This window comes from Caballeronia sp. PC1, assembly GCF_021353155.1.
GTDB classification, from domain to species: domain Bacteria; phylum Pseudomonadota; class Gammaproteobacteria; order Burkholderiales; family Burkholderiaceae; genus Caballeronia; species Caballeronia cordobensis.
In genome coordinates this window covers 828,153-852,100 of record NZ_JAJUBH010000001.1, presented here as the reverse complement: position 1 = coordinate 852,100, position 23,948 = coordinate 828,153, and the positions used below count along the sequence as shown (strand labels likewise).

The window sequence follows — 23,948 nt, the reverse complement described above, 5'->3', positions numbered from 1 at the left end:
TTGCGTCCTTCAGATGCGCTCGAAGATCGCCGCGATGCCCTGCCCGCCGCCGATGCACATCGTCACGAGCGCGTAACGCCCGCCGATGCGCTGCAGCTCGTACAACGCCTTCACGGTGATGAGCGCGCCGGTCGCGCCGATCGGATGGCCGAGCGAAATGCCCGAGCCGTTCGGATTGACCTTCGCGGGATCGAGCTTCAGTTCCTGCGACACGGCGCACGCCTGCGCGGCGAACGCCTCGTTCGCCTCGATGACGTCGAGATCGCCGACGGAAAGCCCCGCACGCTCCAGCACTTTTTGCGTCGCCGGCACCGGGCCGATGCCCATGATCTTCGGATCGACGCCGGCGTGCGCGTAGGCGACGAGGCGCGCGAGCGGTTTCAGGCCGCGCTTCTCCGCGACGGCGCGCTCCATCAGCACGACGGCTGCGGCCGCGTCGTTGATGCCCGACGCGTTGCCCGCCGTGACCGTGCCGTTTTCCTTCGCGAAGACCGGCTTGAGCTTCGTGAAGTCGTCCGGCGTCGCGTTCATGCGCACGTGTTCGTCGCGGTCGAAGACGATGTCGCCCTTCTTCGATGCGATCGTGATCGGCAGAATCTGTTCCTTGAAGTAACCGGCTTCGGTCGCATGCGCCGCGCGGCGGTGCGATTCGAGCGCGAGCGCGTCCTGCATCTCGCGCGTGATGCCGAACTTCCGCGCGACGTTCTCCGCCGTCACGCCCATGTGAATCTTGTCGAACGGATCGTTGAGCGCGCCGACCATCATGTCGATGACGCGCGCATCGCCCATGCGCTGGCCGAAGCGCGCCGCGGGCATGATGTACGGCGCGCGGCTCATGCTTTCCGCGCCGCCGCCGATGGCGACATCGGCATCGCCGAGCAAAATGGCCTGCGCCGCCGAGACGATCGCCTGCAAGCCGGAGCCGCACAGACGGTTCACGGTGAGCGCGGGCGCGTGCTGCGCAACGCCGCCGTCGAGCGCCGCGACGCGCGCGAGATACATGTCGCGCGGCTCGGTATGGACCACGTTGCCGAAGACCACGTGACCGACTTCATCGCCCTTCACGTTCGCCCGCGAGAGCGCCTCGCGCACGACGCGCGCGCCGAGATCGGTCGGGCTGAAGTCCTTGAGCGCGCCGCCGAAATCGCCGATCGCCGTGCGCACGCCGCTTACCACCACCACTTCTCGCTGCATGTTGTCGTCTCCTTTGCCTGGGTGTTCGTTTATTCCGCTCGATTATTCCGCCAGCGCGCGCTCGACCTCGTCCTTGCGCGGAATCGGCGCGACGGCGCCAAAGCCTTGCGTCGAGAGAGCCGCCGCCGCGTTCGCATAGCGCGCGGCCGCGAACGCGTCGTCACCCGCGACGATGCGCGCGATGAACGCGCCGCCGAAGCAGTCGCCCGCGCCGGTCGCATCGACCGCCTGCACGACGCGGCCCGGCACGACACGCCGCTCGTCCGGCGTCGCGATATACGCGCCTTCCCGGCCGAGCTTCAGCGCGATGATTGTCGGGCCGAGCGCCAGCAATGCGTCGACGATGGCGTCTTTGTCCTCGTGGCCCGTGAGCAAGGTGACGTCGTCCCAGCTCGGCAGGCAGATATCGGTCGCGCGGATCGCTTCGGTCATCACCGCGCGGGCGCGCGCGAGCGGCCACAGCTTCAGGCGCAGGTTCGTATCGAAGCTGACCTTCACGCCGTGCGAGCGCGCATGATCGATGGCGGCAAGCGCGGCGTCGCACGCCGCCACGCCGATCGCGAGGCTGATGCCCGACAGATGGATGATCTTCGCCGCCGCGATGGCATCGAGCGGCAAATGCGACGGCGCGTAGCGGCTCGCCGCCGAGCCCGCGCGCAGATAGTCGAAGCGATGCCCGCTCTCGCCGTGCGACACGAAATAGACGCCCGTGGGGGCGTCATGATCGACGCGCACGGTCGATGTATCGACGTTTTCCGCGCGCCACAGATCGAGCAGCAATTGCCCGAAATGATCGTTGCCGACGGCGGACACGAAACCGGTCGACGCCCCCTGACGCGACGCCGCGATCAGGAAGTTGGAGACATCGCCGCCAAAGCCCTGCAGATAGTTCGGCTGATCGCGCGTGGACTGATTGAACTCGACCATGGCCTCGCCGAGCGCGAGAACGTGCGGCATCGCTGGCATGTGCTTACACCTCGCCCCAGAGATCGTGGCCGTCCGCGCCGGTGATCTTCACCGAAACGAAGTCGCCGGCCTTGTAGCGCTTCGATGCCTTGGTCGCCGGCGCGATGTAGACGACGCCGTCGATTTCCGGCGCATCCGCTGCCGTGCGGCCGACGCCGCCATCCGTGCTCACTTCGTCGACGAGCACTTTCAGCGTCTTGCCGACCTTCTTCTTCATGCGCTTGGCCGACAGCTCTTCAGCCAGTTCCATGAAGCGCGCGCGGCGGTCCTCGCGCACATCGTCGGGCAAGGCGCCGTCGAGCTCGTTCGCGCTCGCGCCTTCGACCGGCGAATACGCGAAGCAGCCGACGCGGTCCAGGTCCGCTTCCTTCAGGAAATCCAGCAGCGTCTGGAACTGCTCTTCCGTTTCGCCCGGAAAGCCCGCGATGAACGTGCTGCGGATCGTCAGGTCCGGACAGATTTCGCGCCACGTCTTCACGCGTTCGAGCACCTTTTCGGCGTTGGCCGGGCGCTTCATGCGCTTGAGCACGTCGGGGTGCGCGTGCTGGAACGGCACGTCGAGATACGGCAGCACGTGGCCCCTGAGCGGACCTTCGGCCATCATCGGGATGACTTCGTCGACGCTCGGATACGGATACACGTAATGCAGGCGCACCCACGCGCCGTACTGCGAGGCGAGTTCGCCGAGCGCGCCGACGAGATCGGTCATGCGCGTCTTGAGCGGCTTGCCGTTCCAGAAGCCGGTGCGGTATTTCACATCGACGCCGTAGGCGCTCGTGTCCTGCGAAATCACGAGCAGTTCCTTCACGCCGGACTTGAAGAGATTTTCGGCTTCGAGCATCACGTCGGCGACGGGACGCGACACGAGATCGCCGCGCATCGACGGGATGATGCAGAACGTGCAGCGATGGTTGCAGCCTTCGGAAATCTTCAGATACGCGTAGTGACGCGGCGTGAGCTTGATGCCGGCGGGCGGAACGAGATCGGTGAACGGATCGTGCGGCTTGGGCAAATGCGTGTGCACCGCGTTCATCACTTCGTTGGTCGCGTGCGGGCCGGTGACGGCGAGCACTTTCGGATGCACTTCTTCGATGAGACCCGTGCCGCTCGCGCTCTTTTTCGCACCGAGACAGCCGGTCACGATGACCTTGCCGTTTTCGGAGAGCGCTTCGCCGATGGCATCGAGGCTTTCCTGCACGGCTTCGTCGATGAAGCCGCAGGTGTTGACGACGACGAGGTCCGCGCCGTCATACGTGCCGGAGATTTCGTAACCTTCGGCGCGCAACTGGGTCATGATCTGCTCGGAATCGACGAGCGCTTTCGGGCAGCCGAGGGAAACCATGCCGATTTTCGGCGCGGGATTCGTCTTGGCGATTGAATCTAAAGTGTTTTTCACGGGGAGAATGTCGTTTCTGGTCGCACGAGGCCAATCCATTATTTTACCCCGGCGCGCTGGGGCGGCGGATTTTGCGATTGCCGCCGGAGACCGCACAACCGCTATGCCGCGCCGATGAGCACGTCGGCCGGAATGTTCAAGCCTTCATGCAGGCGGCGAATCATCGCGAGGCTCAATGCGCGTTTGCCCGCGAGCACCTCGTAGACCCGGTTCGGGTTCCCGATGTACGGCTGCATATCGGGCACGGACAGGCCCGCCTGCTCCATGCGGAATTTGATCGCCTCGATCGGGCTGGGAGCGGCCAGCGGAAAGCGCTCGGCTTCGTATCGCTCAATGAGGATCGTCAGGATGTCGAGCGCGTCACCCTCTGGCGTGCCGGGAGCGGGATCGGCGTCCACGAGCACCGCCACGGCCGCGAGCGATGCGGTGTAATCGGCTTCGGTGCGAATCGGATGAATCTCCATGGTCTTACTCCATCTCGACGGTTGCCGCGTCGACCTTGTCGTATTGCGCATGCGTGCCGACGAATTTGATATAGGCGACGCCCACGCGATACGCCACAGCCACGATCAGTCGATACTCGTTGCCTTTGATATTGAAAACGACGCGATTGCGGCCCACGAAACTCGCGGACGAATACTGCTCCTTGATGTCCTGAGGCGTTCTCCACACCGCCTTGGATGCTTCCGCGTACCACGCCAACAAGGCTTGCTCGGCCTGCGCATGCCTTCGGATGAAAGCAGACAACGATTTTCTCGCGACGATTCGCATACGGCTCCACTTTAGTCCCATATTGGGACTGAGGCAATGGCCGAATTTTAGCGAATGTACGTGGCGCAGACCGGAAAAACACACACTTTTCCACAATTTGCAGCCATGACGCGCCCTACTATCACGTCCTCGCTCCGCAATCCGTAGGCAATATGCTCGACCACTCCGCGCTCCGCCATTTCAACCCGCTCTTCATCACCCCCTGCTATTCCGGCCAGGTCACGTCGGGCTACGCCACCAGCATGCTCACGCTGACGAACGAACTGTGGCGCCTCGGCGTGCAGGGCTCCATGCGCATCCGCGCCGGCGAAAGCCTCGTCACCCGTGCGCGCAACGAAGCCGTCGCGCATTTCCTGGCTCAGAAGCAGCACACGCATCTTTTCTGGATCGATGCGGACATCGCCTTCACGCCGGACCAGGCGCTGCGCCTTCTGCTCGCGGACCGCGATGTGGTCGCGGGCGTGTATCCGTTGAAGCGCATCGACTGGGCGGGCGAGATTCCCGCCGGACTCACGCAGGAACAATTTTTTGCCCGCGCCCTGCGCTATCCGGTGAATTCGCACGACGGCGCGCGCGGGACAATCGACGACGACGGGTTCATGGAAGTGAGCGAAGCCCCGACGGGCTTCATGTGCATCCGCCGCGCGGTGCTCGAAACGATGATCGAGCGCATGCCCGAACTGCGCTACGTGCCCGACGCGCCGCCGGACTCGCCGCTGCACGGCCACTGCCATCGCTTTTTCGACGTGATGGTCGAGCCCGGAACCGGGCGCTATCTTTCCGAAGACTACGCGTTTTGCCGGCGCTGGCGCGATCTGGGCGGAAAGGTCTATGTGGATACCCGCTCGAAGCTCGCCCATCACGGCGCGTTCACGTATCGCGGCGATTTCAGCGCGGCGTGGGCGCAGGACCCGGCGCGCGCGGTGGGCGGACTGTGAGCGGACGGCATGCGGGCGCTCACGCCAAGGCGCGAGAAGCCTCGACGCCGGCCGCGCCCGTGAAACCGGCTACTTCTTTTCCGTCGACGAAGGCGTGGGCGTCGGGAACGGAAACGTGTTGAACATCGATTTCGCCTGCGACTGCATCTGCTCCTGCATCTGCACGAACATGTTCTTCGACTGCTCGATGTAGCTCGTCATCATGCCCTGCATCATCGGCGCCTGCATGTTCATGAACTGCGACCAGACTTCCGGGTTGAGCGCGTTGCCGTCGTACATACCCTTGCTCTGCTCGGTCAGCTTCTGCTGAATGTCGATGAACGCCTGGATGTTCTTCTCCAGATACGTGCCCATCATGCCCTGCATCGCATGGCCGTAGAAGCGGATGATCTGCGACAGCATCACCGACGAGAACATCGGCAGCCCGCCGCTTTCCTCTTCGAGAATGATCTGCAAAAGAATACTGCGCGTGAGATCGTCGTTGGACTTCGCGTCGAGGACCTTGAAGTCTTCCTGATCGAGCACGAGTTGCTTCACGTCGGACAACGTGATGTAAGTGCTCGTCTCCGTATCGTATAGCCGACGGTTTGGATATTTTTTGATGAGTCGTTCGGCGGCTTTCTTTGTAGTAGTAGTGGTCATTTAACGCCTTTAAACGCAAAACTTTACTGCGATGGCAGCAAGCAGGTCTTGCGTTGTCGCAAAAAAGCGCTGCTGCGTGTTCGCCGCATCGTTGATTAAACCGGCGAGTGGCGGCTTCCCGCGCGCACTCGGGCGCGTCGCGGGAAGCCGCCGCCCGTCAGCCCATGTGCAAGCCGCCGTTCAGCGAGAAGTCAGCACCGGTCGAGAAGCCCGATTCGTCGGACGCCAGCCACGCGCAGATCGAGCCGATCTCGTCGGGCGTGCCCAGACGCCGCACGGGAATCGTCGCGACGATCTTCTCGAGCACTTCCGGACGGATCGCCTTCACCATATCCGTGCCGATATAGCCCGGCGACACGGTGTTGACCGTCACGCCCTTGGTCGCCACTTCCTGCGCGAGCGCCATCGTGAAGCCGTGGATGCCGGCCTTGGCGGTCGAGTAGTTCGTCTGGCCGAACTGACCCTTCTGACCGTTCACCGACGAAATGTTGATGATACGGCCAAAGCCGCGCTCCACCATGCCGTCGATGACCTGCTTGGTCACGTTGAAGAGGCTCGTCAGGTTCGTGTCGATGACGGCGGTCCAGTCTTCATGCGTCATCTTGCGGAACACGACGTCGCGCGTGATGCCCGCATTGTTGACCAGCACGTCGACCTCGCCGACTTCCGCCTTGACCTTGTCGAACGCGTTCTTGGTCGACTCCCAGTCGCCGACATTGCCTTCCGAGGCGACGAAGTCGAAGCCGAGCGCTTTCTGGTCTTCGAGCCATTTCACCCGGCGCGGAGAGTTCGGACCGCAACCCGCGACGACCGTGAAGCCATCCTTGAGCAGGCGCTGGCAGATGCTGGTGCCGATGCCGCCCATCCCGCCCGTTACATACGCTATGCGCTTCGTCATTCCTCACTCCATTTTGTTATGCGAGCGGCGCTCGAACTACACCGCCCGCTTGCCCTTCCCAATGTTGCCTTGTTACGGACGCTCCACCGCCAGCGCGACACCCATGCCGCCGCCGATGCACAGCGACGCCAGGCCCTTCTTCGCGTCGCGCTTCTGCATTTCGTGCAGCAGCGTGACGAGAATCCGGCAGCCCGATGCACCGATCGGATGGCCGATCGCGATCGCGCCGCCGTTCACGTTGATCTTTTCCTGATCCCAGCCCATCTGCTTGTGAACCGCCAGCGCCTGCGCCGCGAACGCCTCGTTGATTTCCATCAGATCGAGATCGTTCACGCTCCAGCCCGCGCGCTCCAGACAGCGCTTCGACGCCGGCACCGGGCCCATGCCCATGATCTTCGGCGACACGCCCGCGTTCGCGTACGCCTTGATGCGCGCGAGCGGCGTCAGACCGAGCGCCTCGGCCTTCTTCGCCGACATCACCACGACCGCCGCCGCGCCGTCGTTGATGCCCGATGCGTTCGCCGCCGTCACCGTGCCTTCCTTCGAGAACGCCGGCTTCAGGCCCGCGAGCGCTTCGGCCGTCACGCCGTGACGCACGAATTCGTCCGTGGCGAACTGGATCGGGTCGCCCTTGCGCTGCGGAATCGCGACCGGCACGATTTCGTCGTTGAAACGGCCTGCCTTTTGCGCGGCCTCGGCCTTGTTCTGCGACAGCGCCGCGAACGCATCCTGCTGCTCGCGCGTGATGCCGAATTCCTTGGCGACGTTTTCCGCCGTCGTGCCCATGTGATAGTTGTTATAGACGTCCCACAGGCCGTCGACGATCATCGTGTCGATGAGTTTGGCGTCGCCCATGCGGAAGCCGTCGCGCGAGCCCGGCAGCACGTGCGGCGCGGCGCTCATGTTTTCCTGGCCGCCCGCGACGACGATATCCGCATCGCCCGCGATGATCGCGTTCGCGGCGAGCATCACCGCCTTCAGGCCCGAGCCGCAGACCTTGTTGATCGTCATGCCGGGCACCATGTCGGGCAAGCCGGCCTTGATCAGCGACTGGCGCGCCGGATTCTGGCCCGAGCCTGCGGCCAGCACCTGACCCATGATGACTTCGCTCACCTGATCCGGCTTCACGCCCGCGCGCTCCAGCACGGCCTTGATAATCGTCGCACCCAGGTCCGGCGCCGCGATCTTCGCGAGCGAACCGCCGAATTTGCCTACCGCCGTACGCGCGGCCGATACGATCACTACGTCAGTCATTTCAGTTTCCTTTGGTATCGAATGTTAATGCGGCTTTGGGCCGGCATCGCGTGCTCTCATGCACGATCGCGCCGCTCAGTAGTCGCGTTCCAGAACGTAGCGGCCAGGTGCGGCCTCGATCACCGGATACTTCTTCGAACCCTGCGCCGCTTGAGGCTTGACCTGTTCGCCCGCGTTCTGCGCGAGCCACTTCGACCAGGTCGGCCACCAGCTTCCGGGATGCTCCGCCGCGGCGTCGAACCACGCGTCGGGATTGTCGGGCAGGCGCTTGTCGTCGCTGTCGATCATCCAGAAGCTGCGCTTGTTCTTCGACGGCGGATTGATCACGCCCGCGATATGCCCCGACGCGCCCAGCACGAACTTTTGCGGGCCCGTGAGGAGCGGCGCGGAGGCATAAGCCGATTTCCACGGCACGATATGGTCTTCGCGCGAGCCGTAGATGAAGGTCGGCAGCTCCAGGCTCGACAAGTCGATCGACTCGCCGCACACGGTCAGCGCGTTCGGATTCTTGAGCTTGTTCTCGAGGTAGGTATTGCGCAGATACCAGACGCACATCGGGCCGGGCAGGTTCGTCGAATCGCTGTTCCAGAACAGCAGATCGAAGGCCTGCGGCGTGCGCCCCTTGAGATAGTTGTCGACGACGTAGTTCCACACCAGATCGTTCGGGCGCAGATACGAGAACGTGTTCGCGAACTCGACGCCCCGCATGAGGCCCGCCGGCGCGCCGCCCTTGCCGCCGATCGCCTGCTCGCGCATCTGCACGTGCGCCTCGTCGACGAACACGTCGAGCACGCCGGTATCGGAGAAGTCGAGCATCGACGTGAGCAGCGTCATCGAAGCGGCCGGCTCCTCACCGCGCGCTTTTGCCACGGCGAGCGCGGTCGAGAGAATCGTTCCGCCGATGCAGAAGCCCAGCGTGTTGATCTGGTCTTCGCCGCTGATCTCCCGCACGACGCCGATCGTCTCGAGCACGCCCTGTTCGACGTAGTCGTCCCACGTCTTGTGCGCGATCGACTGATCCGCGTTGCGCCACGAGAGGATGTACACCTGATGCCCTTCTTGCAGCGCGTAGCGCACGAGCGAGCTTTCCGGCGACAGATCGAGGATGTAGTACTTGTTGATGCACGGCGGCACGATCAGAAGCGGGCGCGCGTAGACCTTCGGCGCGAGCGGCTTGTACTGGATCAGTTGCAGCAGTTCGTTCTCGTACACGACCGAGCCCTCGGTCGAGGCAATGTTCTTGCCCACTGAAAAGCGCGATTCGTCCGACTGCGAGATCTTGCCGCGCTGCATGTCGCCGAGCAGGTTCAGCATGCCCTGACGCAGGCTCTCGCCCTTGCTCTCGATGAGCGCCTTTTGCGCCTCGGGATTGAGCGCGAGGTAATTGCTCGGCGAAGCCGCCGCCGCCCACTGCTGCACCGTGAAGCGAATGCGCTCGCGCGTTTTCGGATCGCTCTGCACGGCATCCGCGAGTTCCTGCAGATAGCGCGCGTTGAGCAGATACCACGCGGCCGTGAAGGCATACGCGGGCGTCGATTGCCACGAGACATCGGTGAAGCGCCGGTCTTTCAGCGCGGTCGGATCGATGGCCTGCGCGCCGGCCTGCTTGAGCAGCTCCGAGGTATCGCGCGCATAGTCGCTCTGCAACTGCTGGAGCCGCTCGGGCGGGATCGCGGCGGTGGGAATCTTCGGCAGCGTGGGCAGACCCTGCATCGCCGCGCCGAAGCCCGGCATGCTGCTCGCGAGCTTGGCGAATTCCGCGAGGCCGTCCATCTTCGTGATGTCGGGCATCTGCGGCATGGCGCCGAGCGTCGGGAAGGCATTTGGGAATGCCGAGGGAAATCCGTTCGGAAAACCGTTGGCGAATGCGCTGAATGCCGCGAACGGCGACGCCGCTGCATTCGCGGTGTCGGCGGCGTTCGGCGCGCTCGACGCAGCTGCGCTATTCGTCTGTTGAGTGAGCTTCGCCCATTGCGCGGGGTCCGCGACGGAACGCCACGCGTTCAACCATTGATCGAACGCCTGCTGTACGCCTGTCGATTCGGCAGATGACGCCTGAGCCGAAGTGCTGTCGGCGGTACGGGAGCGGGAAGAGGAGGAAGTAGATTTGGAAGCCATACCCGCTTTTGACCTGTGAGTCTCGTAAGACCTGGATTGCTAATGCAGGCATCGCCGGGCTTTCCTGACCAGCGCGCAAGTATTGGTGCGCCTTATGCGCGTGGCAAGAAAGAGCCTTGCTACGCCGTGCCCGATTGAATGAATTCCGGGAACATTCTTGCTCCAGGATGTCAGGCATGTCAATGCTTCGTCCCGATTTTGCCGCAGTGCGATATTTTTTTAATTATCGTTTTCCCCCATGCGAAATATGTGTTTCACATGGGGTTTCGTCGGCGGCTTCGTTTCCGGTTTCGTACGGAGTTTCGTCACAACGAGGCAATGATTATCGGATAGCATCCAACACGATTTGCGCGCAGTTAATCGGCGAGCCAGATCATCGCCGCCATGCGGCCGGTTACACGGTCGCGCCGATACGAGTAGAAACGCTCTTTTTCCGTGACCGTGCAATGCGTGCCGCCGTGAATGCGCGCGGCATCGACGCCCAGATCGGCGAGGCGCAGGCGCGCGAGTGCGTAAATATCGGCGAAGTATTTGGCGGGCGCACCGCCAGCGGCCCTGAACGCCGCTTTCGTCGCGTCGCGGCGATCGGGCGGCGCGGCGGCGGCGAAGGCATCGAGCACGTCCTCGCCCACTTCGAACGCGGCCGGGCCGATGGCCGGTCCGAGAAACGCGTTGAGCGTCGAGGCCGGCACGCCCGCGAGCGCCGCGACCCGCTCGCCCGTTTTCTCGATGATGCCGCCCGCAAGCCCCCGCCAGCCCGCGTGCGCGGCGCCGACGGCGCGGCCTTCGTCGTCGCAAAAGAGCACCGGAAGGCAATCGGCCGTCATCACGACGCACACGACGCCCGCGCGGTCGGTCACGCTGGCGTCGGCGCGCGTGCGTTCGCCTTGCGCCAGACGTTCGATGACCGCGTGCGCGTCTTCGACTTGCGTGCCGTGAATCTGTTCGAGCCACGCGGCATGGGGCGAAGCCGTCAGGGCGAGCGCGCGACGGCGATTCTCGCGCACGGACTCCGGTGCATCGCCCGATGAAAAGCCGAGATTGAGCCCGCCCGCGCCGGGTGCGCCGCCACCGAAAGGCGCGATGCTCACGCCGCCCGCGCGCGTCGTGACGAACGCCCGCACGCGCGGCGACACCTTCCATTGCGGCCAGAGGCAGTCCTTCGATTGCAGATCGGCGGTGTCGTGCGTCATGCTTCGTCGTCCTCGTAGTCTTCGTCGTCCCAGTCGTCTTCGCCCTCGCCCATTTCGTAGGCTTGCGCGAAGTCGCCCTCCTCGTCGAATTCGACTTCCTCATCCTGCCCGAAGCCGAGTTCCGCGGCGAGCGCCGCGATGTCTTCCGGCACGTCTGCGCGCCAGTGCACGTCCTTGCCGGTCGCGGGATGGATCAAGCCGAGCCGCCACGCGTGCAGGGCCTGACGCGCGAAACCGTTCGGCAACGGCGTCACCGAACGCTTGCCGCGCGCGCGTCCGTACACGGGATCGCCGAGCAGCGGATGCCCCGCGTGCGCGCAATGCACGCGAATCTGATGCGTGCGGCCGGTTTCGAGATCGCAATGAATGGCGCTCACCGGCTGGCCGTGCCACGTCGTGCGGTCGATCGTCTTGAAGTGCGTGCGCGCCGGTTTGCCCGATGCGCTCTGCACCACCGCCATGCGCGTGCGCTCGCGCGGATCGCGGCCGATGGGCGCGTCGATCGTGCCTTCGTCGCGCATATTGCCCCACACGAACGCGACGTAGCGGCGTTTCACCGTGCGCGCCTGCAACTGACGCACGAGGTCGGTCTGCGCCTGCAGCGTGCGCGCGACGACCATGAGCCCGGAGGTTTCCTTGTCCAGCCGATGCACGATGCCGGCGCGCGGCAGCCCCGCGGCCGCCTCGCCGTAACGATGCAAGAGACCGTTGAGCAGCGTGCCGCTCCAGTTGCCCGCCGCCGGATGCACGACCATGCCCGCGGGCTTGTTGATGACGACGAGCGTCTCGTCCTCATACACGATATGCAGCGGCACGGCTTCCGGCGCGAACGCGAGCTGCTCGGGCAGCAGGTCCGGCACGAGCGTGATCATGGCGCCAAGCGGCACGGGCTGGCGCACCTTCGCGAGCGCGCCGTCGACGAGCACGCGCCCTTCCTCGATCCAGCCCTGCATGCGGTTGCGCGAGAACTCGGGGAAGATCCTGGCGAGCACCTTGTCGAGCCGCTCGCCCGCGAGCGCGTCGGGCACGCGCGCCTCGCGCGGCGCTTCGCGGTCCGCGCCGGCTGCGGAATCGGCGGATGCCGAGTCGTCGCCGGTGGCGCTTCGGCTATAATCTTTGAGTTGGTCTTTGGTACGACGAGTACTTGAGCGGGTCATTTGAACGAAAATTCGGCGGCATGAGGCTGCAAAGGCGGGCTGCATAAAGCGGCCCATGAAGCGGCAAGCCACGCCGGAAACACAGCTAGAAACAGCGAAGAATCTGCAAGAATCAGCCAGGAACAGCAAGCACTGATGCGAGCCTTCAACACCATTCATCACTCGATGCGTCAATCGATCAAGTATCTGGCGCTGGCCGCGAGCGTCGCCGTCGTCGCGGCCTGTCACGGACTGCCCGAGAAGACCGACGAAACGGCAACGTGGAATAACAACAAATTATATACGGAGGCTCAGGACGCGCTCTCCGGCAGCGACTGGGGCAAGTGTGCCAAGTACTTCGAGGCGCTCGAAGGGCGCGACCCGTTCGGCCATTTCGCGCAGCAGGCGCAGATCAACGTCGCGTACTGCAACTGGAAGGACAGTGAAACCGCGAACGCCGACCAGGCCATCGACCGTTTCATCAAGCTGCACCCGGATCATCCCGAGATCGCGTATGCGTACTATCTCAAGGGCATGATCCACTTCAACGACGACCTCGGCCTCTTCGGCCGCTTTTCGGGTCAGGACATGAGCGAGCGCGATCCCAAGTCGCTGCGCGAGTCCTATGACGCGTTCAAGGTCGTGGTCGACCGGTATCCGCAAAGCAAGTACGCACCCGACGCCGCGCAGCGCATGCGCTATATCGTGAACGCGCTCGCTTCGCACGAAGTCCACGCGGCAGATTATTACTATCGCCGTGGCGCGTATGTCGCCGCGATCAATCGCGCGCAACTCGCGATTCGCGAATACAAGAACGCGCCGGCCACGGAAGACGCGCTGCATATCATGATGCTGTCGTACGAGAAGCTCGATCAGCCGCAACTCGCCGACGACACCAAGCGCGTGCTCGCCGCGACGTTCCCGGACAGCCCGTACGTGACGGGCAAGCGCCGCGCGAACGCCGACAAGCCCTGGTACCAGATCTGGTAATTCAGGCACGACGCAAAAATGGCCGGTTATCAACCGGCCATTTTTTTGTTTCGACAAATAGTCAGGACTCCGAGCGTTATTCCGCCAGTTCCGTTTTCCATTTCGCCGCGTCGGTGAAAAACTCGCGCACCACGTCCAGTTCGCGCGTGCGCTTGAACGGCGGCAGGCTTTGCCAGATGCGCCGGCCGTAAGGCTTGTCGACGAGGCGCGTGTCACAAATCATCAACACGCCGCGATCCGTTTCCGCGCGAATCAGACGCCCCGCGCCCTGCTTGAGCGTGATGACGGCCTGCGGCAACTGATGCACGGCGAACGGGCTCAGGCCCTTCTTGGTGAGCGCGTCGAGGCGCGCGGCGAGCACGGGATCGTCCGGCGGCGCGAACGGCAGCTTGTCGATGACGACGAGCGAAAGCGCGTCGCCACGTACATCGACGCCTTCCCAGAAGCTTTGACTTCCCACGAGAATCGCGTTGCCGTAGGCGCGAAAACGGTCGAGCAATTCGGTCCGGCTCGCGTCGCCCTGCACCAGCAGCGGATTGTCCCAGCCGCGCCGCTCGATCACCTCGCGCAGACGCGTGGCGATGCGATCGACCGCGCGCAGCGTCGTGCACAACACGAACACGCCGCCGCCCGCCGATTCGATAACGGGCAGCGCCGCTTCGAACACGGCATCGGTGAATTGCGGGGACGAAGGCTGCGGCAGGTTGCGCGGCACGTACAGCAAACCCTGCGACGGATAGTCGAACGGGCTCGGCAAGGTCATCGAACGGCGCGCGTTCAGGCCCATTTGCGCCGCGTAATGCGTGAAATCGCCGCGCACGGAAAGCGTCGCCGACGTGAAGATCCACGCGCGCGGCACGCCCGCGCGCTGCTTCGCGAAAATCGGCGCGACGGACAGCGGCGTTTCGTGCAACTGGACCGTGTGCGAGAACACTTCGATCCAGCGCACCATTTCGTTCGGTTCTTCTTTCGCGGCTTCCCTGGCCGTGTCCTCGTCGGCGACGACAGCGCGCTCCAGCGAAGTCGGCGGCGTGGTCCAGCCCGCGAGCAGATCTTGCAACTCGCGCGCGCGGCGCACCAGCGCCTGCAACGATTCCGCGCGCTCCGCATGCGAGCCGAGCGCGGAGGCGAGCGCCGCGAGATGCGTTTCGAGCGTGTCGAGCGCTTCGAAGATCGGATGGCCATCCGGCAACTGGCCGAGCGACAGGCGCACCGAATCTTCCTTGAACGCGAGCCGCACGTCGCGCGCGGCGCGTTCGAGCGCGGCGCCGAGCTTCGTCCAGTCGGCGGCGTCGCGCGCATGCGAAAGACCTTCGGCGACCGTATCGCGTGCGAGTTCGAGCAGTTGAGTGGTCGAAAGCGTCTCGCCGAAAAAGAGCGTCGCCGTTTCGGGCAACTGATGCGCCTCGTCAAAAATGATCGTGTTCGCCGTGGGCAGCAGTTCGGCCATGCCGGTGTCGCGCAGCATCACATCGGCGAAGAACAGGTGATGATTCACCACGACGATGTCCGCCTGCTGCGCCTCCTTGCGCGCCTGCATGACGAAGCATTCCTTGTAGTGCGGACATTCCTGGCCGAGACAGTTGTCGCGCGTGGACGTGACCATCGGCCAGACCGGCGAATTCTCCGGCACGCTCGCGAGCTCGGCCTTGTCGCCGGTGCGCGTGATCTTCGCGAAACGGACGATCTCCTGCAGATGCGACGTGTCCTGGCGCGACGGCAGACGGCCGTTGTCGGCGGTGCGCTCGAGGTAATAGTGGCACAGGTAGTTCGCGCGGCCCTTCAGCATCGCCACCGACACCGGCACGGCAAGCGCGTCGCGCACGGTCGGAATGTCGCGCTGAAAGAGCTGATCCTGAAGGTGCTTCGTGCCCGTCGAGACGATGACCTTGCCGCCCCACAGCATGGCCGGAACCAGATAGGCATAGGTCTTGCCCGTACCCGTTCCAGCCTCGACGATAAGCGTGTTCTCGCCGCCGTCGATAGCCGTCTTCGCCGTCGCGATGCCGATATCCCCGGCCGGCTGCTCTTCCGGCTCATAAGGCTTGTCCGACGGGCCGAGCTTGCGCGCGGGGCGGCGCTGCGCCTCGAACATCGCGGGCTCGGGCATGGCGCGGCCGGACGCTTCCATCGCGGCCGCGACCGAGCGCGCCATTTCGATCTGCGACGCACGCGATCGATAACCGTCGATCGCGCGTGCGAGAAGCCCCTGGGCGGAGAAGATAGCGTCGAGCTCGGCGCTGCGCTTGGTCGTCAGCGCGAGCGACGCGGTCGCGTCGTCGCTGGTTTGTGCGGATGAGTTCAAGGCGTGCTAATTCCTGCGGGTTCCGGCGCGCTCAGCTTCGCGAGACGCCGGCGCCAGCGCGAGCCCGCGGCCGGCGCGCGGCGTTCAGTGCGCGTCCGAGTCCAGCTGCAATTGCAGCAGGAGAATGGTGTCCTTCACTTTGAGCTTGCGCTTTTTCAAGCGCCTCAGCTCCAGATCGTCGATGCCGGACAACTTGTCGATCAGCGTGTCCAGGCTGTGATGCTCGTCCTGCAATTGCGCGATGCGATCGCGAAGCACGGCGGCATCCGTGGCGGGTTGACGGGGTGCGTTCAAGCGCTGCTGCATGCTCGCCTCCTTTCATCCTCTTCGCTCGGGCTTGCCCGGCTCGCGCCACAGCCCGCCCTATTTACCTTGCTGCTGCTGTTGTTGCTGCTTGAGCTTCAGTTGTTCCTGGCGCTCCTGCTCCTGCTGCTGCGCCTTTTCCTGCGCCTTTCTCGCGGCTTCCTTCTGGCGCGCCTCGACTTCCGCGCGATGCTGCGCCGCTTCCTGCTGCTTCTGCTCGAAGCGCTGCGCTTTCTCGTCGCGTTCCTGCGCGTCCTGCACGCCGCGTGCGCGCGCTTCGTCGAGCTTCTTCTGGTAGTCCGCCTGCTTCTGGTCGTAGGCCTTCTGATTGGCCGCGCGCTGCGGCGCTTCGCCCTCGCGCTGCGCGGCGGCGAGCGCGTTCTGACGCTGCTTGTCCTCGAAAGCCTTCTGGCTTGCCTGCTCGTTCGCCGCGCGCTGCGGCGCTTCCGCCTGATATTGCGCCCGTTTGATCGCGGCCTGCTGATCGCGCTCCTTCGCATGTTCGGCGCGCTGCTCGTCGTCGAGCGCGAGCTGCTCCTGACGGATCTGCTGACGCGCGTCGCGCATTTCGTTGCGCGCGTTGTCGAGACAATGATTCACGAAGAACTTGCTATAGCAGTCGTGCTGCTTCACGCCGTAGCGGTAGTTGTTTTCTTCGGTGCGCTGATCCAGCACTTTCTGCCGCTCGACGAAGCCGGCTTTCAGCGCGTCGTCGGCGCTCTTTTCGGATGACGGCGCGGCGTCGAGCGGACGCGCACTCACGGACGTGCCGGGATCGATCGGTTTGGCGGATTGAGCGAGCGCGCTGGACGGAGCAACTGCGCCCGTTACGCACGACAGCAACACGGCCGCCGCGGCCGGCAGGTACGAAAGGCGAAAGTTGGGCAAATGAATGACGGGCAACGTGATAAGGAATCAGGTGCGAAGCGGCTTCGCCGATGCCCAAATTCTATCATCGCGCGCCGGAGCGCTCCGGCATTTATGGCAAAATGCCCGGCTCAGCAACCCGGTCCGAACCCCGCTCGTCACGCGGCCGCCCGCCCGCAGCGCCTCGCTCACGCGAATCCGGCGCACGCGGCGCGGACCGCGCCGCCGAGCCGAAGACAGCGCAGAATCATGACGGAAACCGTAGCACTCAAGATCGTACAGCGCATCGCCACCGAACTCACCGTGCAGCCGCGCCAGGTCGCCGCCGCCGTGCAGCTTCTCGATGAAGGCTCGACTGTCCCGTTCATCGCCCGATACCGCAAGGAAGTCACGGGCAACCTCGACGACACGCAATTGCGCACGCTCGAAGAGCGCCTGCTCTATCTGCGCGAACTCGAAGACCGCCGCGCCGCGATTCTGTCGAGCATCGACGAGCAAGGCAAGCTCACCGACGAATTGCGCAACGCCATCGAAGGCGCCGACAGCAAGCAGGTGCTCGAAGACCTTTACCTGCCCTACAAGCCCAAGCGCCGCACGCGCGCGCAAATCGCCCGCGAAGCCGGACTGGAGCCGCTCGCGCAGGCGCTGCTCGCCGACCCGACACTCGACCCGCAAGCCGAAGCCGCCAAGTACGTCGATGCGGACAAGGGCGTCGCCGATACGAAAGCCGCGCTCGACGGCGCGCGCGACATCCTCTCCGAGCAGTTCGGCGAAACCGCGGAAATTCTCGGCAAGCTGCGCGAGCATCTGTTCGGCCAGGGGCTCGTCATGTCGAGTGTGGTGGCCGGCAAGGAAGGCGAAGAAGGCGAGAAATTCCGCGACTACTACGACTACAGCGAAACGATCCGCACGGTGCCGTCGCATCGCGCGCTCGCGCTGTTTCGCGGCCGCAATGCGGGTGTTCTAAGCGTCAAGCTCGGCCTGGGCGAAGAACTCGACGCGCAGATTCCGCACCCGTGCGAAACGATGATCGCGGGCCATTTCGGCATCGCCAATCGCGGACGCGCCGCCGACAAATGGCTCTCCGACGTGTGCCGCTGGTGCTGGCGCGTGAAGGTGCAGCCGCACATCGAAACGGAATTGCTCACGCAGTTGCGCGAAGAAGCCGAACACGAAGCCATTCGCGTGTTCGCGCGCAATCTGAAGGACTTGCTGCTCGCCGCGCCAGCCGGTCCGAAGGCCGTCATCGGTCTGGACCCGGGTCTGCGCACGGGCGTGAAGGTCGCGGTCGTCGATCGCACGGGCAAGCTGCTCGCCACCGACACCATCTATCCGCACGAGCCGCGCCGCGACTGGGACGGCTCCATCGCGAAGCTCGCGCGCATCGCGGCGCAGACGCAGGCCGAGCTCGTGTCGATCGGCAACGGCACCGCGTCGCGCGAAACCGACAAGCTCGCGAGCGAGCTCATGGCCAAGCATCCGGACCTGAAGTTGCAAAAGATCGTCGTCTCGGAAGCGGGCGCGTCGGTGTATTCGGCGTCGGAACTGGCGGCGAAGGAATTTCCGGAACTCGACGTCTCGTTGCGCGGCGCGGTGTCGATCGCGCGGCGTTTGCAAGACCCGCTCGCCGAACTCGTGAAGATCGAGCCGAAGGCGATCGGCGTCGGCCAGTATCAGCACGACGTGAATCAGCGCGAACTGGCGCGCTCGCTCGATGCGGTCGTCGAGGATTGCGTGAACGCGGTCGGCGTCGATGCGAACACGGCATCGGTCGCGCTGCTCGCGCGCGTGTCGGGGCTGAACGGCACGCTCGCGCGCAATATCGTCGATTATCGCGACGCCAACGGGCCGTTCCCGTCGCGCGAGCATCTGAAAAAGGTGCCGCGTCTCGGCGACAAGACCTTCGAGCAGGCAGCAGGCTTCTTGCGCATCAACAACGGCGAGAATCCGCTCGATCGCTCGTCGGTGCACCCGGAAGCGTATCCGGTCGTCGAGCGCATGCTCGCGAAAATCAAGAAGCATATCGGCGATGTGCTCGGCAAGCGCGAGGCATTGACGGGACTCTCGCCGACGGAATTCGTCGACGATCGTTTCGGTCTGCCGACCGTGCGCGACATTCTCGCCGAACTGGAAAAGCCGGGCCGCGATCCGCGCCCCGAATTCAAGACGGCGACGTTCAAGGAAGGCATCGAGAAGATTTCGGATCTCGTGCCGGGCATGATCCTCGAAGGCGTCGTGACGAATGTGGCCGCATTCGGCGCGTTCGTCGATATCGGCGTGCATCAGGACGGCCTCGTGCACGTGTCGGCGCTGTCGACGAAATTCATCAAGGATCCGCATGAAGTCGTGAAGGCGGGCCAGGTCGTGAAGGTGAAGGTGCTGGAAACCGATGTGAAACGCCAGCGCATTTCGCTCACGATGCGCCTCGACGACGACCTTGCGCCGGCCAGTTCCAACGCCGGATCGCAGCCGCGCGGTGCGTCGCAAGATCGCCGGCGCGATGCACGTCCGAACCAGCGCCGCGAGCCGGAACCGGGAGGCGCAATGGCGGCGGCGTTCGCGAAACTGAAACGCTGAGACTTCAGGCTGCCAACAAAAAACCCCACGTCTTGCGACGTGGGGTTTCTTTTTGCGCGCCTGAAAAACGCTGCGTCAGATTTCGATCTTCGTTCCCAGTTCGACGACCCGATTCGCGGGAATGCTGAAGAAGTCCGTCGGCTTTGCCGCGTTCTGATGCATCCACGCGAATACGCGCTCGCGCCACACGGACATGCCCGGCAGTTCCGTTGGCACAACGGTTTCGCGCGCCATGAAGAACGACGTGTCCATCAGCTCGAAGGTCATCGCGTGCGTGCGCGTGATCTGCTCCAGCACGGCCTTCACGTCCGGCGTCTCGTTGAAGCCGTACGCCGCTTTCACGAGGAACAGGCCGCCGCCGATGTCCTTCACTTCGAGGCGATGCGCGTCATCGACATAAGGAATGTCGCGCGTCGTGAAGTTCATGAAGATGGTGCGCTCGTGCAGCACCTTGTTGTGCTTCAGGTTGTGCAGCAGGCTCACGGGCACGAGCGAATCGCTGCCGGTGAGATAGATCGCCGTGCCCGACACGCGATGCGGCGGATGCGCGAGCAGGCCTTGCAGGAACGGCATGAGCGGAATGCCGTCCGCGGCCGTGCGATCCTTCACGATCATGCGGCCCTTGTACCACGTCATCAGCAGGAAGAAGAGCGCGCCGCCGATGCACAGCGGCAGCCAGCCGCCCTGCTCGATCTTGAGCAGGCTCGCGCCGAAAAAGCCGATGTCGATCATCAGGAACACCGCGATCATCCCGCCGACGAGAAAGCGGTTCCAGCCCCACAGATTCACCATCACCACCGACACGAGGATGGTGGTCGTGAGCATGGTCGCGGTAACGGCGAGACCGTACGCCGCCGCGAGATTCTCCGAACTCTTGAAGCCGATGACGATGCACAGGATGATGAACAGCAGCATCCAATTCACGAGCGGAATATAGATCTGGCCGATCGCGAGTTCCGACGTATGCAGGATCTTCATGCGCGGCACGTAGCCCAGCTGGATCGCCTGACTCGTGAGCGAGTACGCGCCCGAAATGACTGCCTGCGAGGCGATCACCGTCGCGACCGTCGACAGAATCACGAGCGGCAGCAATGCCCAGTCGGGTGCGAGCAGGAAGAACGGGCTTTCGATGGCCTTGGGCGAATGCATCAGCAACGCGCCCTGGCCGAAGTAATTGAGCAGCAGCGAGGGCATCACGAGGCCGTACCAGCCGTAGCGGATCGGCTTCACGCCGAAGTGGCCCATGTCGGCATACAGCGCTTCCGCGCCCGTCAGCACCAGCACGACGGAGCCGAGCACGATATACGCCTGCAGCACGTGCTCCTTCATGAACGAAAACGCGTAATACGGATTGAGCGCGACAATGATGCGCGGCTCCATGATGATGTGCGCGGCGCCCAGCACGGCGAGCGTCACGAACCACACGACCATGATCGGGCCGAAGAGCTTGCCGACCACCGCGGTGCCGTGGCGCTGAATCCAGAACAGCGCGATCAGGATGACGATCGTGATCGGCAACACGTAGGGCGTGAGCTTGGGCGCGGCGATTTCGAGACCTTCGACCGCCGACAGCACCGACATCGCCGGCGTGATGACCGCATCGCCGTAGAACATGCACGCGCCGAAGATGCCGAGCATCATCAGCACGCCCGAGACCTTGCCCGCCTGATTCACGCTGCGCAGCGCGAGCGTGGTCATGGCGAACACGCCGCCCTCGCCGTTGTTGTCGGCGCGCATGACGAAGAGCACGTATTTGACGGCGACCACCATGACGATCGCCCAGAAGAGCAAGGAGATGACGCCGAGGATCGACGCCTCGGACAAGCCGATGCCGTGCGATGGGCTAAAGGCTTCCTTCAACGAATAAAGAGGACTCGTGCCGATGTCGCCGAAAACTACGCCGATGGCCGCGAGCGCAAGCGAGGACATGGGTTGTTTATGCTCGTGCGCGTGAGTCGTGTTAGTCATAAAAGCGATGTATCCGTCCAGAGCGGAATAAAACGAACGCCATTCTATCTAACGTCGCACGCGAAGATGTCTTCTTGCGTGTTGCTCATGCGCCACGAGAGCCGCGAGTGAGAGTTTAGCATCGCGCCCCGTGCGCGTCGGCGGGCGCGCTCGGCACGGGTTGCGAAGCCCGCCAGCCGTGCCCGCAAACGACAACGCCGTTGGCCCGGGCAGCGTGCCCGGACCAACGGCGCTCGTCTCGTGATGCTGTAAAAAACGATCAGGCGTCTCACCTTACCCGCGGCCGTTTTGCATGCCCCGCTTGATCCACGCGCCGAGGTTGTGCGGGCGCACCGTGTCCCACTCCTCGAACGGCTGATGAATCCACGGGTTCGTTTCGAGAAACTGAACGTGATAGTCGGGCTTGATCTTCGAGCACGCCTTGTACCAGAGCACTGCCGAGCGCACCGACGTGATGCCCGGGTAGCGCTCCTTCAGATGCTCCTGCACGCGCGCGAGCGTGACGCCGGAATCGACGAGATCGTCGACGAGCAGCACGTTGCCGGACAGATCGCCGCGCGTCATCGTGATGTACTGCGCGATGTCCAGCTCGCCCTGCTCCGTGCCCGCGGCTTCGCGGTACGAGCTCGTGGCGAGAATGGCGAGCGGCAGGTCGTAAATGCGCGAAAGCTGATCACCCACGCGCAGGCCGCCGCGCGCGAGACACAGGATCTTGTCGAACTTCCAGCCCGACTCGTGCACTTTCAGTGCGAGGACTTCGATCAGCCGGTGGTATTCATCCCAGCCGACCCAGAGGTTCTTTTCGTCGTTGCGCGGGTCCGTCATCGCGATCATGGTGAGGCTCTTTCAAATGCTTAGGTTATATACGAAATGTGGCCGCAGGGAGGCGGCCACATTTTTTACAGCGTCCGGTTCGGGTCGAGGCTCGGAAGCGCTCAGACCTTGAACGGATGGCGCAGCAGGATGGTTTCGTCGCGGTCCGGGCCGGTCGACACCATGTCGATCGGCACGCCCGCCACTTCCTGCACGCGCGTGAGATAAGCGCGCGCGTTCGCGGGCAGCGCATCCCATTGCGTGATGCCGATGGTGCTTTCCTTCCAGCCGCCGAAGGTTTCATACACCGGCTCGCAACGCGCCACTTCCGATGCGCCGCGCGGCAGGATGTCGACCGGCTTGCCGTCGAGCGTGTAGCCCGTGCAGAGCTTCACTTCGTCGAGGCCGTCGAGCACATCGAGCTTGGTCATGCACAGGCCCGAAATGCCGTTGATCTGGATCGAGCGGCGCAGCGCGGCGGCGTCGAGCCAGCCGGTGCGGCGCGGACGGCCCGTGACCGAACCGAATTCCTTGCCGACGGTCGCGAGATCGAGGCCGACCTTCTCCTGACGCTGCGGATTGTCGGCGTCGTACAGCTCGCTCGGGAACGGGCCAGAACCGACGCGCGTGCAGTACGCCTTCGTGATGCCGAGAATGTAGTTCAGCCGCTGCGGCCCGATGCCCGCGCCAGCCGTCGCCGCGCCCGCGACGCAGTTGCTCGACGTGACGAACGGATACGTGCCGTGGTCGATGTCGAGCAGCGTGCCTTGCGCGCCTTCGAACAGCAGATTGTTGCCGGCGTGGTTGGCGTCGTAGAGGCGGCGGGAGACGTCCGTGACCATCGGCGCGAGACGGTCGGCGTAGCCGAGCATCGTGTCGAGCGTTTCCTGGAAGTCGACGGCCTTCGCGCCGAGATACTGCGTCAGCACGAAGTTATGGAAATCGAGCGCTTCGCGCAGGCGTTCCTCGAACACGGCGGGCTCGAAGAGATCCTGCACGCGCAAGCCGCGGCGGGCCACTTTGTCTTCGTACGCCGGGCCGATGCCGCGGCCGGTCGTGCCGATCTTGCCCGCGCCGCGCTTGGCTTCGCGCGCCTGGTCGATGGCGACGTGATACGGCAGAACGAGCGTGGCGGCTTCGGAGATGAAAAGGCGCTTCGAAACGTCGATGCCCGCGGCTTCGAGTTCGTCGATTTCCTTGAACAGCGCTTCCGGCGACAACACGACGCCATTGCCGATGTAACAGGCCGTGCCCGCGCGCATGATGCCCGACGGAATGAGGCGCAGAATGGTTTTCTTGCCGCCGATGATGAGCGTATGGCCGGCGTTGTGACCGCCCTGGAAGCGCACGACGCCCTGGGCGTGGTCCGTCAGCCAGTCGACGATCTTGCCCTTGCCCTCATCACCCCACTGGGTGCCCACCACGACGACGTTGCGCCCGGGGTTCACATTCACTGCACTGGCAGACATGTTGATTCGTTAGCTGGTTAAAAACGTATTTTACCTAGGTTCGCGGAAGGTTCCGAGTTTTTCGGGCCGCGTTTCGCGATTTCGTCACGCTCGCATGATCGACATCGGCTAATAAAAAGTCCTTTCCGATCAAGCGACTGTATTTGCCGT

The 23,948-nt window shown here is 64.1% G+C and carries 20 protein-coding genes; 3 read left to right on the top strand and 17 right to left on the bottom strand.

Going from position 1 to position 23,948, the window contains the following annotated elements; all coding sequences use genetic code 11:
* Window positions 1-9 precede the first annotated feature (9 nt).
* The 5 genes from bktB to LY284_RS04085 form a co-directional block, all read right to left on the bottom strand.
* The gene (gene bktB / locus LY284_RS04105) at window positions 10-1,194 is read right to left on the bottom strand and encodes a beta-ketothiolase BktB (protein WP_014191579.1); all 1,185 of its coding nucleotides are present in this window, start codon (window positions 1,192-1,194) and stop codon (window positions 10-12) included.
* Window positions 1,195-1,236: 42 nt separating this feature from the next.
* Window positions 1,237-2,160 (bottom strand): sugar kinase, encoded by a 924-nt coding sequence (locus LY284_RS04100; RefSeq protein ID WP_014191580.1) that lies wholly within the window; start codon window positions 2,158-2,160, stop codon window positions 1,237-1,239.
* 4 nt (window positions 2,161-2,164) lie between these two features.
* Complete coding sequence (gene rimO, locus LY284_RS04095) at window positions 2,165-3,556, bottom strand: 30S ribosomal protein S12 methylthiotransferase RimO (protein ID WP_375294231.1); 1,392 nt, start codon at window positions 3,554-3,556, stop codon at window positions 2,165-2,167.
* 101 nt (window positions 3,557-3,657) lie between these two features.
* Window positions 3,658-4,020, bottom strand: a complete 363-nt coding sequence (locus LY284_RS04090; RefSeq protein WP_014191582.1) for a type II toxin-antitoxin system HigA family antitoxin — start codon at window positions 4,018-4,020, stop codon at window positions 3,658-3,660.
* A gap of 4 nt (window positions 4,021-4,024) precedes the next feature.
* Complete coding sequence (locus tag LY284_RS04085; protein ID WP_014191583.1) at window positions 4,025-4,327, bottom strand: type II toxin-antitoxin system HigB family toxin; 303 nt, start codon at window positions 4,325-4,327, stop codon at window positions 4,025-4,027.
* 152 nt (window positions 4,328-4,479) lie between these two features.
* On the opposite strand from LY284_RS04085, the gene LY284_RS04080 reads away from it, so the two are divergent.
* Window positions 4,480-5,265: a hypothetical protein gene (locus tag LY284_RS04080; protein WP_014191584.1), complete on the top strand. Its 786-nt coding sequence runs from the start codon at window positions 4,480-4,482 to the stop codon at window positions 5,263-5,265.
* A 69-nt stretch (window positions 5,266-5,334) separates the two neighbouring features.
* Here LY284_RS04080 and phaR read toward each other — a convergent pair whose 3' ends face one another.
* The 6 genes from phaR to LY284_RS04050 all read right to left on the bottom strand — a co-directional run bounded on the left by phaR (window position 5,335) and on the right by LY284_RS04050 (window position 12,527).
* Window positions 5,335-5,907: a polyhydroxyalkanoate synthesis repressor PhaR gene (gene phaR, locus LY284_RS04075; RefSeq protein WP_014191585.1), complete on the bottom strand. Its 573-nt coding sequence runs from the start codon at window positions 5,905-5,907 to the stop codon at window positions 5,335-5,337.
* 157 nt (window positions 5,908-6,064) lie between these two features.
* Window positions 6,065-6,805 (bottom strand): 3-ketoacyl-ACP reductase, encoded by a 741-nt coding sequence (locus tag LY284_RS04070; protein ID WP_014191586.1) that lies wholly within the window; start codon window positions 6,803-6,805, stop codon window positions 6,065-6,067.
* 72 nt (window positions 6,806-6,877) lie between these two features.
* Window positions 6,878-8,059 (bottom strand): acetyl-CoA C-acetyltransferase, encoded by a 1,182-nt coding sequence (locus tag LY284_RS04065; protein ID WP_014191587.1) that lies wholly within the window; start codon window positions 8,057-8,059, stop codon window positions 6,878-6,880.
* Window positions 8,060-8,134: 75 nt separating this feature from the next.
* Window positions 8,135-10,177 carry a class I poly(R)-hydroxyalkanoic acid synthase gene (gene phaC, locus LY284_RS04060; RefSeq protein WP_041730453.1) on the bottom strand — a complete coding sequence of 681 codons (2,043 nt, stop codon included), beginning with the start codon at window positions 10,175-10,177 and terminating at the stop codon, window positions 8,135-8,137.
* Between the two features lie 356 nt (window positions 10,178-10,533).
* Window positions 10,534-11,370 (bottom strand): peptidoglycan editing factor PgeF, encoded by an 837-nt coding sequence (gene pgeF, locus LY284_RS04055; protein ID WP_014191589.1) that lies wholly within the window; start codon window positions 11,368-11,370, stop codon window positions 10,534-10,536.
* Window positions 11,367-12,527, bottom strand: coding sequence for an RluA family pseudouridine synthase (locus LY284_RS04050; protein ID WP_375294230.1), 1,161 nt, complete (start codon window positions 12,525-12,527; stop codon window positions 11,367-11,369). Before LY284_RS04050 ends, pgeF begins: the two co-directional genes overlap by 4 nt.
* Before the next feature lie 135 nt (window positions 12,528-12,662).
* Between LY284_RS04050 and LY284_RS04045 the strand changes: the two genes are divergently transcribed.
* On the top strand, window positions 12,663-13,496 hold the full coding sequence (locus LY284_RS04045; RefSeq protein ID WP_014191591.1) for an outer membrane protein assembly factor BamD: 834 nt from the start codon (window positions 12,663-12,665) through the stop codon (window positions 13,494-13,496).
* Between the two features lie 76 nt (window positions 13,497-13,572).
* Here LY284_RS04045 and LY284_RS04040 read toward each other — a convergent pair whose 3' ends face one another.
* The 3 genes from LY284_RS04040 to LY284_RS04030 form a co-directional block, all read right to left on the bottom strand.
* A complete protein-coding gene (locus LY284_RS04040; protein WP_014191592.1) occupies window positions 13,573-15,801 on the bottom strand; it encodes an ATP-dependent DNA helicase in 2,229 nt (742 codons plus the stop codon).
* Between the two features lie 84 nt (window positions 15,802-15,885).
* Complete coding sequence (locus LY284_RS04035) at window positions 15,886-16,107, bottom strand: DUF465 domain-containing protein (protein WP_014191593.1); 222 nt, start codon at window positions 16,105-16,107, stop codon at window positions 15,886-15,888.
* Window positions 16,108-16,164: 57 nt separating this feature from the next.
* Window positions 16,165-17,007 carry a hypothetical protein gene (locus LY284_RS04030; protein ID WP_014191594.1) on the bottom strand — a complete coding sequence of 281 codons (843 nt, stop codon included), beginning with the start codon at window positions 17,005-17,007 and terminating at the stop codon, window positions 16,165-16,167.
* Window positions 17,008-17,220: 213 nt separating this feature from the next.
* Here LY284_RS04030 and LY284_RS04025 point away from each other — a divergent pair, with 213 nt between their 5' ends.
* On the top strand, window positions 17,221-19,548 hold the full coding sequence (locus LY284_RS04025) for a Tex family protein (RefSeq protein WP_014191595.1): 2,328 nt from the start codon (window positions 17,221-17,223) through the stop codon (window positions 19,546-19,548).
* A 75-nt stretch (window positions 19,549-19,623) separates the two neighbouring features.
* Here the strand turns inward: LY284_RS04025 and LY284_RS04020 are convergent, their stop codons facing one another.
* The 3 genes from LY284_RS04020 to LY284_RS04010 form a co-directional block, all read right to left on the bottom strand.
* A complete protein-coding gene (locus LY284_RS04020; RefSeq protein ID WP_014191596.1) occupies window positions 19,624-21,516 on the bottom strand; it encodes a potassium transporter Kup in 1,893 nt (630 codons plus the stop codon).
* Between the two features lie 273 nt (window positions 21,517-21,789).
* Window positions 21,790-22,350 (bottom strand): phosphoribosyltransferase, encoded by a 561-nt coding sequence (locus LY284_RS04015; protein WP_014191597.1) that lies wholly within the window; start codon window positions 22,348-22,350, stop codon window positions 21,790-21,792.
* Window positions 22,351-22,451: 101 nt separating this feature from the next.
* On the bottom strand, window positions 22,452-23,798 hold the full coding sequence (locus tag LY284_RS04010; protein WP_014191598.1) for an adenylosuccinate synthase: 1,347 nt from the start codon (window positions 23,796-23,798) through the stop codon (window positions 22,452-22,454).
* Between the last annotated feature and the right edge of the window lie 150 nt (window positions 23,799-23,948).

Excerpts from the sequence above, each read along its gene's own strand:
- bktB (WP_014191579.1), bottom strand. The coding sequence starts at position 1,194 with ATGCAGCGAGAAGTGGTGGTGGTAAGCGGCGTGCGCACGGCGATCGGC.
- LY284_RS04100 (WP_014191580.1), bottom strand. The coding sequence starts at position 2,160 with ATGCCAGCGATGCCGCACGTTCTCGCGCTCGGCGAGGCCATGGTCGAG.
- LY284_RS04090 (WP_014191582.1), bottom strand. The coding sequence starts at position 4,020 with ATGGAGATTCATCCGATTCGCACCGAAGCCGATTACACCGCATCGCTC.
- LY284_RS04085 (WP_014191583.1), bottom strand. The coding sequence starts at position 4,327 with ATGCGAATCGTCGCGAGAAAATCGTTGTCTGCTTTCATCCGAAGGCAT.
- LY284_RS04080 (WP_014191584.1), top strand. The coding sequence starts at position 4,480 with ATGCTCGACCACTCCGCGCTCCGCCATTTCAACCCGCTCTTCATCACC.
- phaR (WP_014191585.1), bottom strand. The coding sequence starts at position 5,907 with ATGACCACTACTACTACAAAGAAAGCCGCCGAACGACTCATCAAAAAA.
- LY284_RS04070 (WP_014191586.1), bottom strand. The coding sequence starts at position 6,805 with ATGACGAAGCGCATAGCGTATGTAACGGGCGGGATGGGCGGCATCGGC.
- LY284_RS04065 (WP_014191587.1), bottom strand. The coding sequence starts at position 8,059 with ATGACTGACGTAGTGATCGTATCGGCCGCGCGTACGGCGGTAGGCAAA.
- phaC (WP_041730453.1), bottom strand. The coding sequence starts at position 10,177 with ATGGCTTCCAAATCTACTTCCTCCTCTTCCCGCTCCCGTACCGCCGAC.
- pgeF (WP_014191589.1), bottom strand. The coding sequence starts at position 11,370 with ATGACGCACGACACCGCCGATCTGCAATCGAAGGACTGCCTCTGGCCG.
- LY284_RS04050 (WP_375294230.1), bottom strand. The coding sequence starts at position 12,527 with ATGACCCGCTCAAGTACTCGTCGTACCAAAGACCAACTCAAAGATTAT.
- LY284_RS04045 (WP_014191591.1), top strand. The coding sequence starts at position 12,663 with ATGCGAGCCTTCAACACCATTCATCACTCGATGCGTCAATCGATCAAG.
- LY284_RS04035 (WP_014191593.1), bottom strand. The coding sequence starts at position 16,107 with ATGCAGCAGCGCTTGAACGCACCCCGTCAACCCGCCACGGATGCCGCC.
- LY284_RS04025 (WP_014191595.1), top strand. The coding sequence starts at position 17,221 with ATGACGGAAACCGTAGCACTCAAGATCGTACAGCGCATCGCCACCGAA.
- LY284_RS04020 (WP_014191596.1), bottom strand. The coding sequence starts at position 21,516 with ATGACTAACACGACTCACGCGCACGAGCATAAACAACCCATGTCCTCG.
- LY284_RS04015 (WP_014191597.1), bottom strand. The coding sequence starts at position 22,350 with ATGATCGCGATGACGGACCCGCGCAACGACGAAAAGAACCTCTGGGTC.
- LY284_RS04010 (WP_014191598.1), bottom strand. The coding sequence starts at position 23,798 with ATGTCTGCCAGTGCAGTGAATGTGAACCCCGGGCGCAACGTCGTCGTG.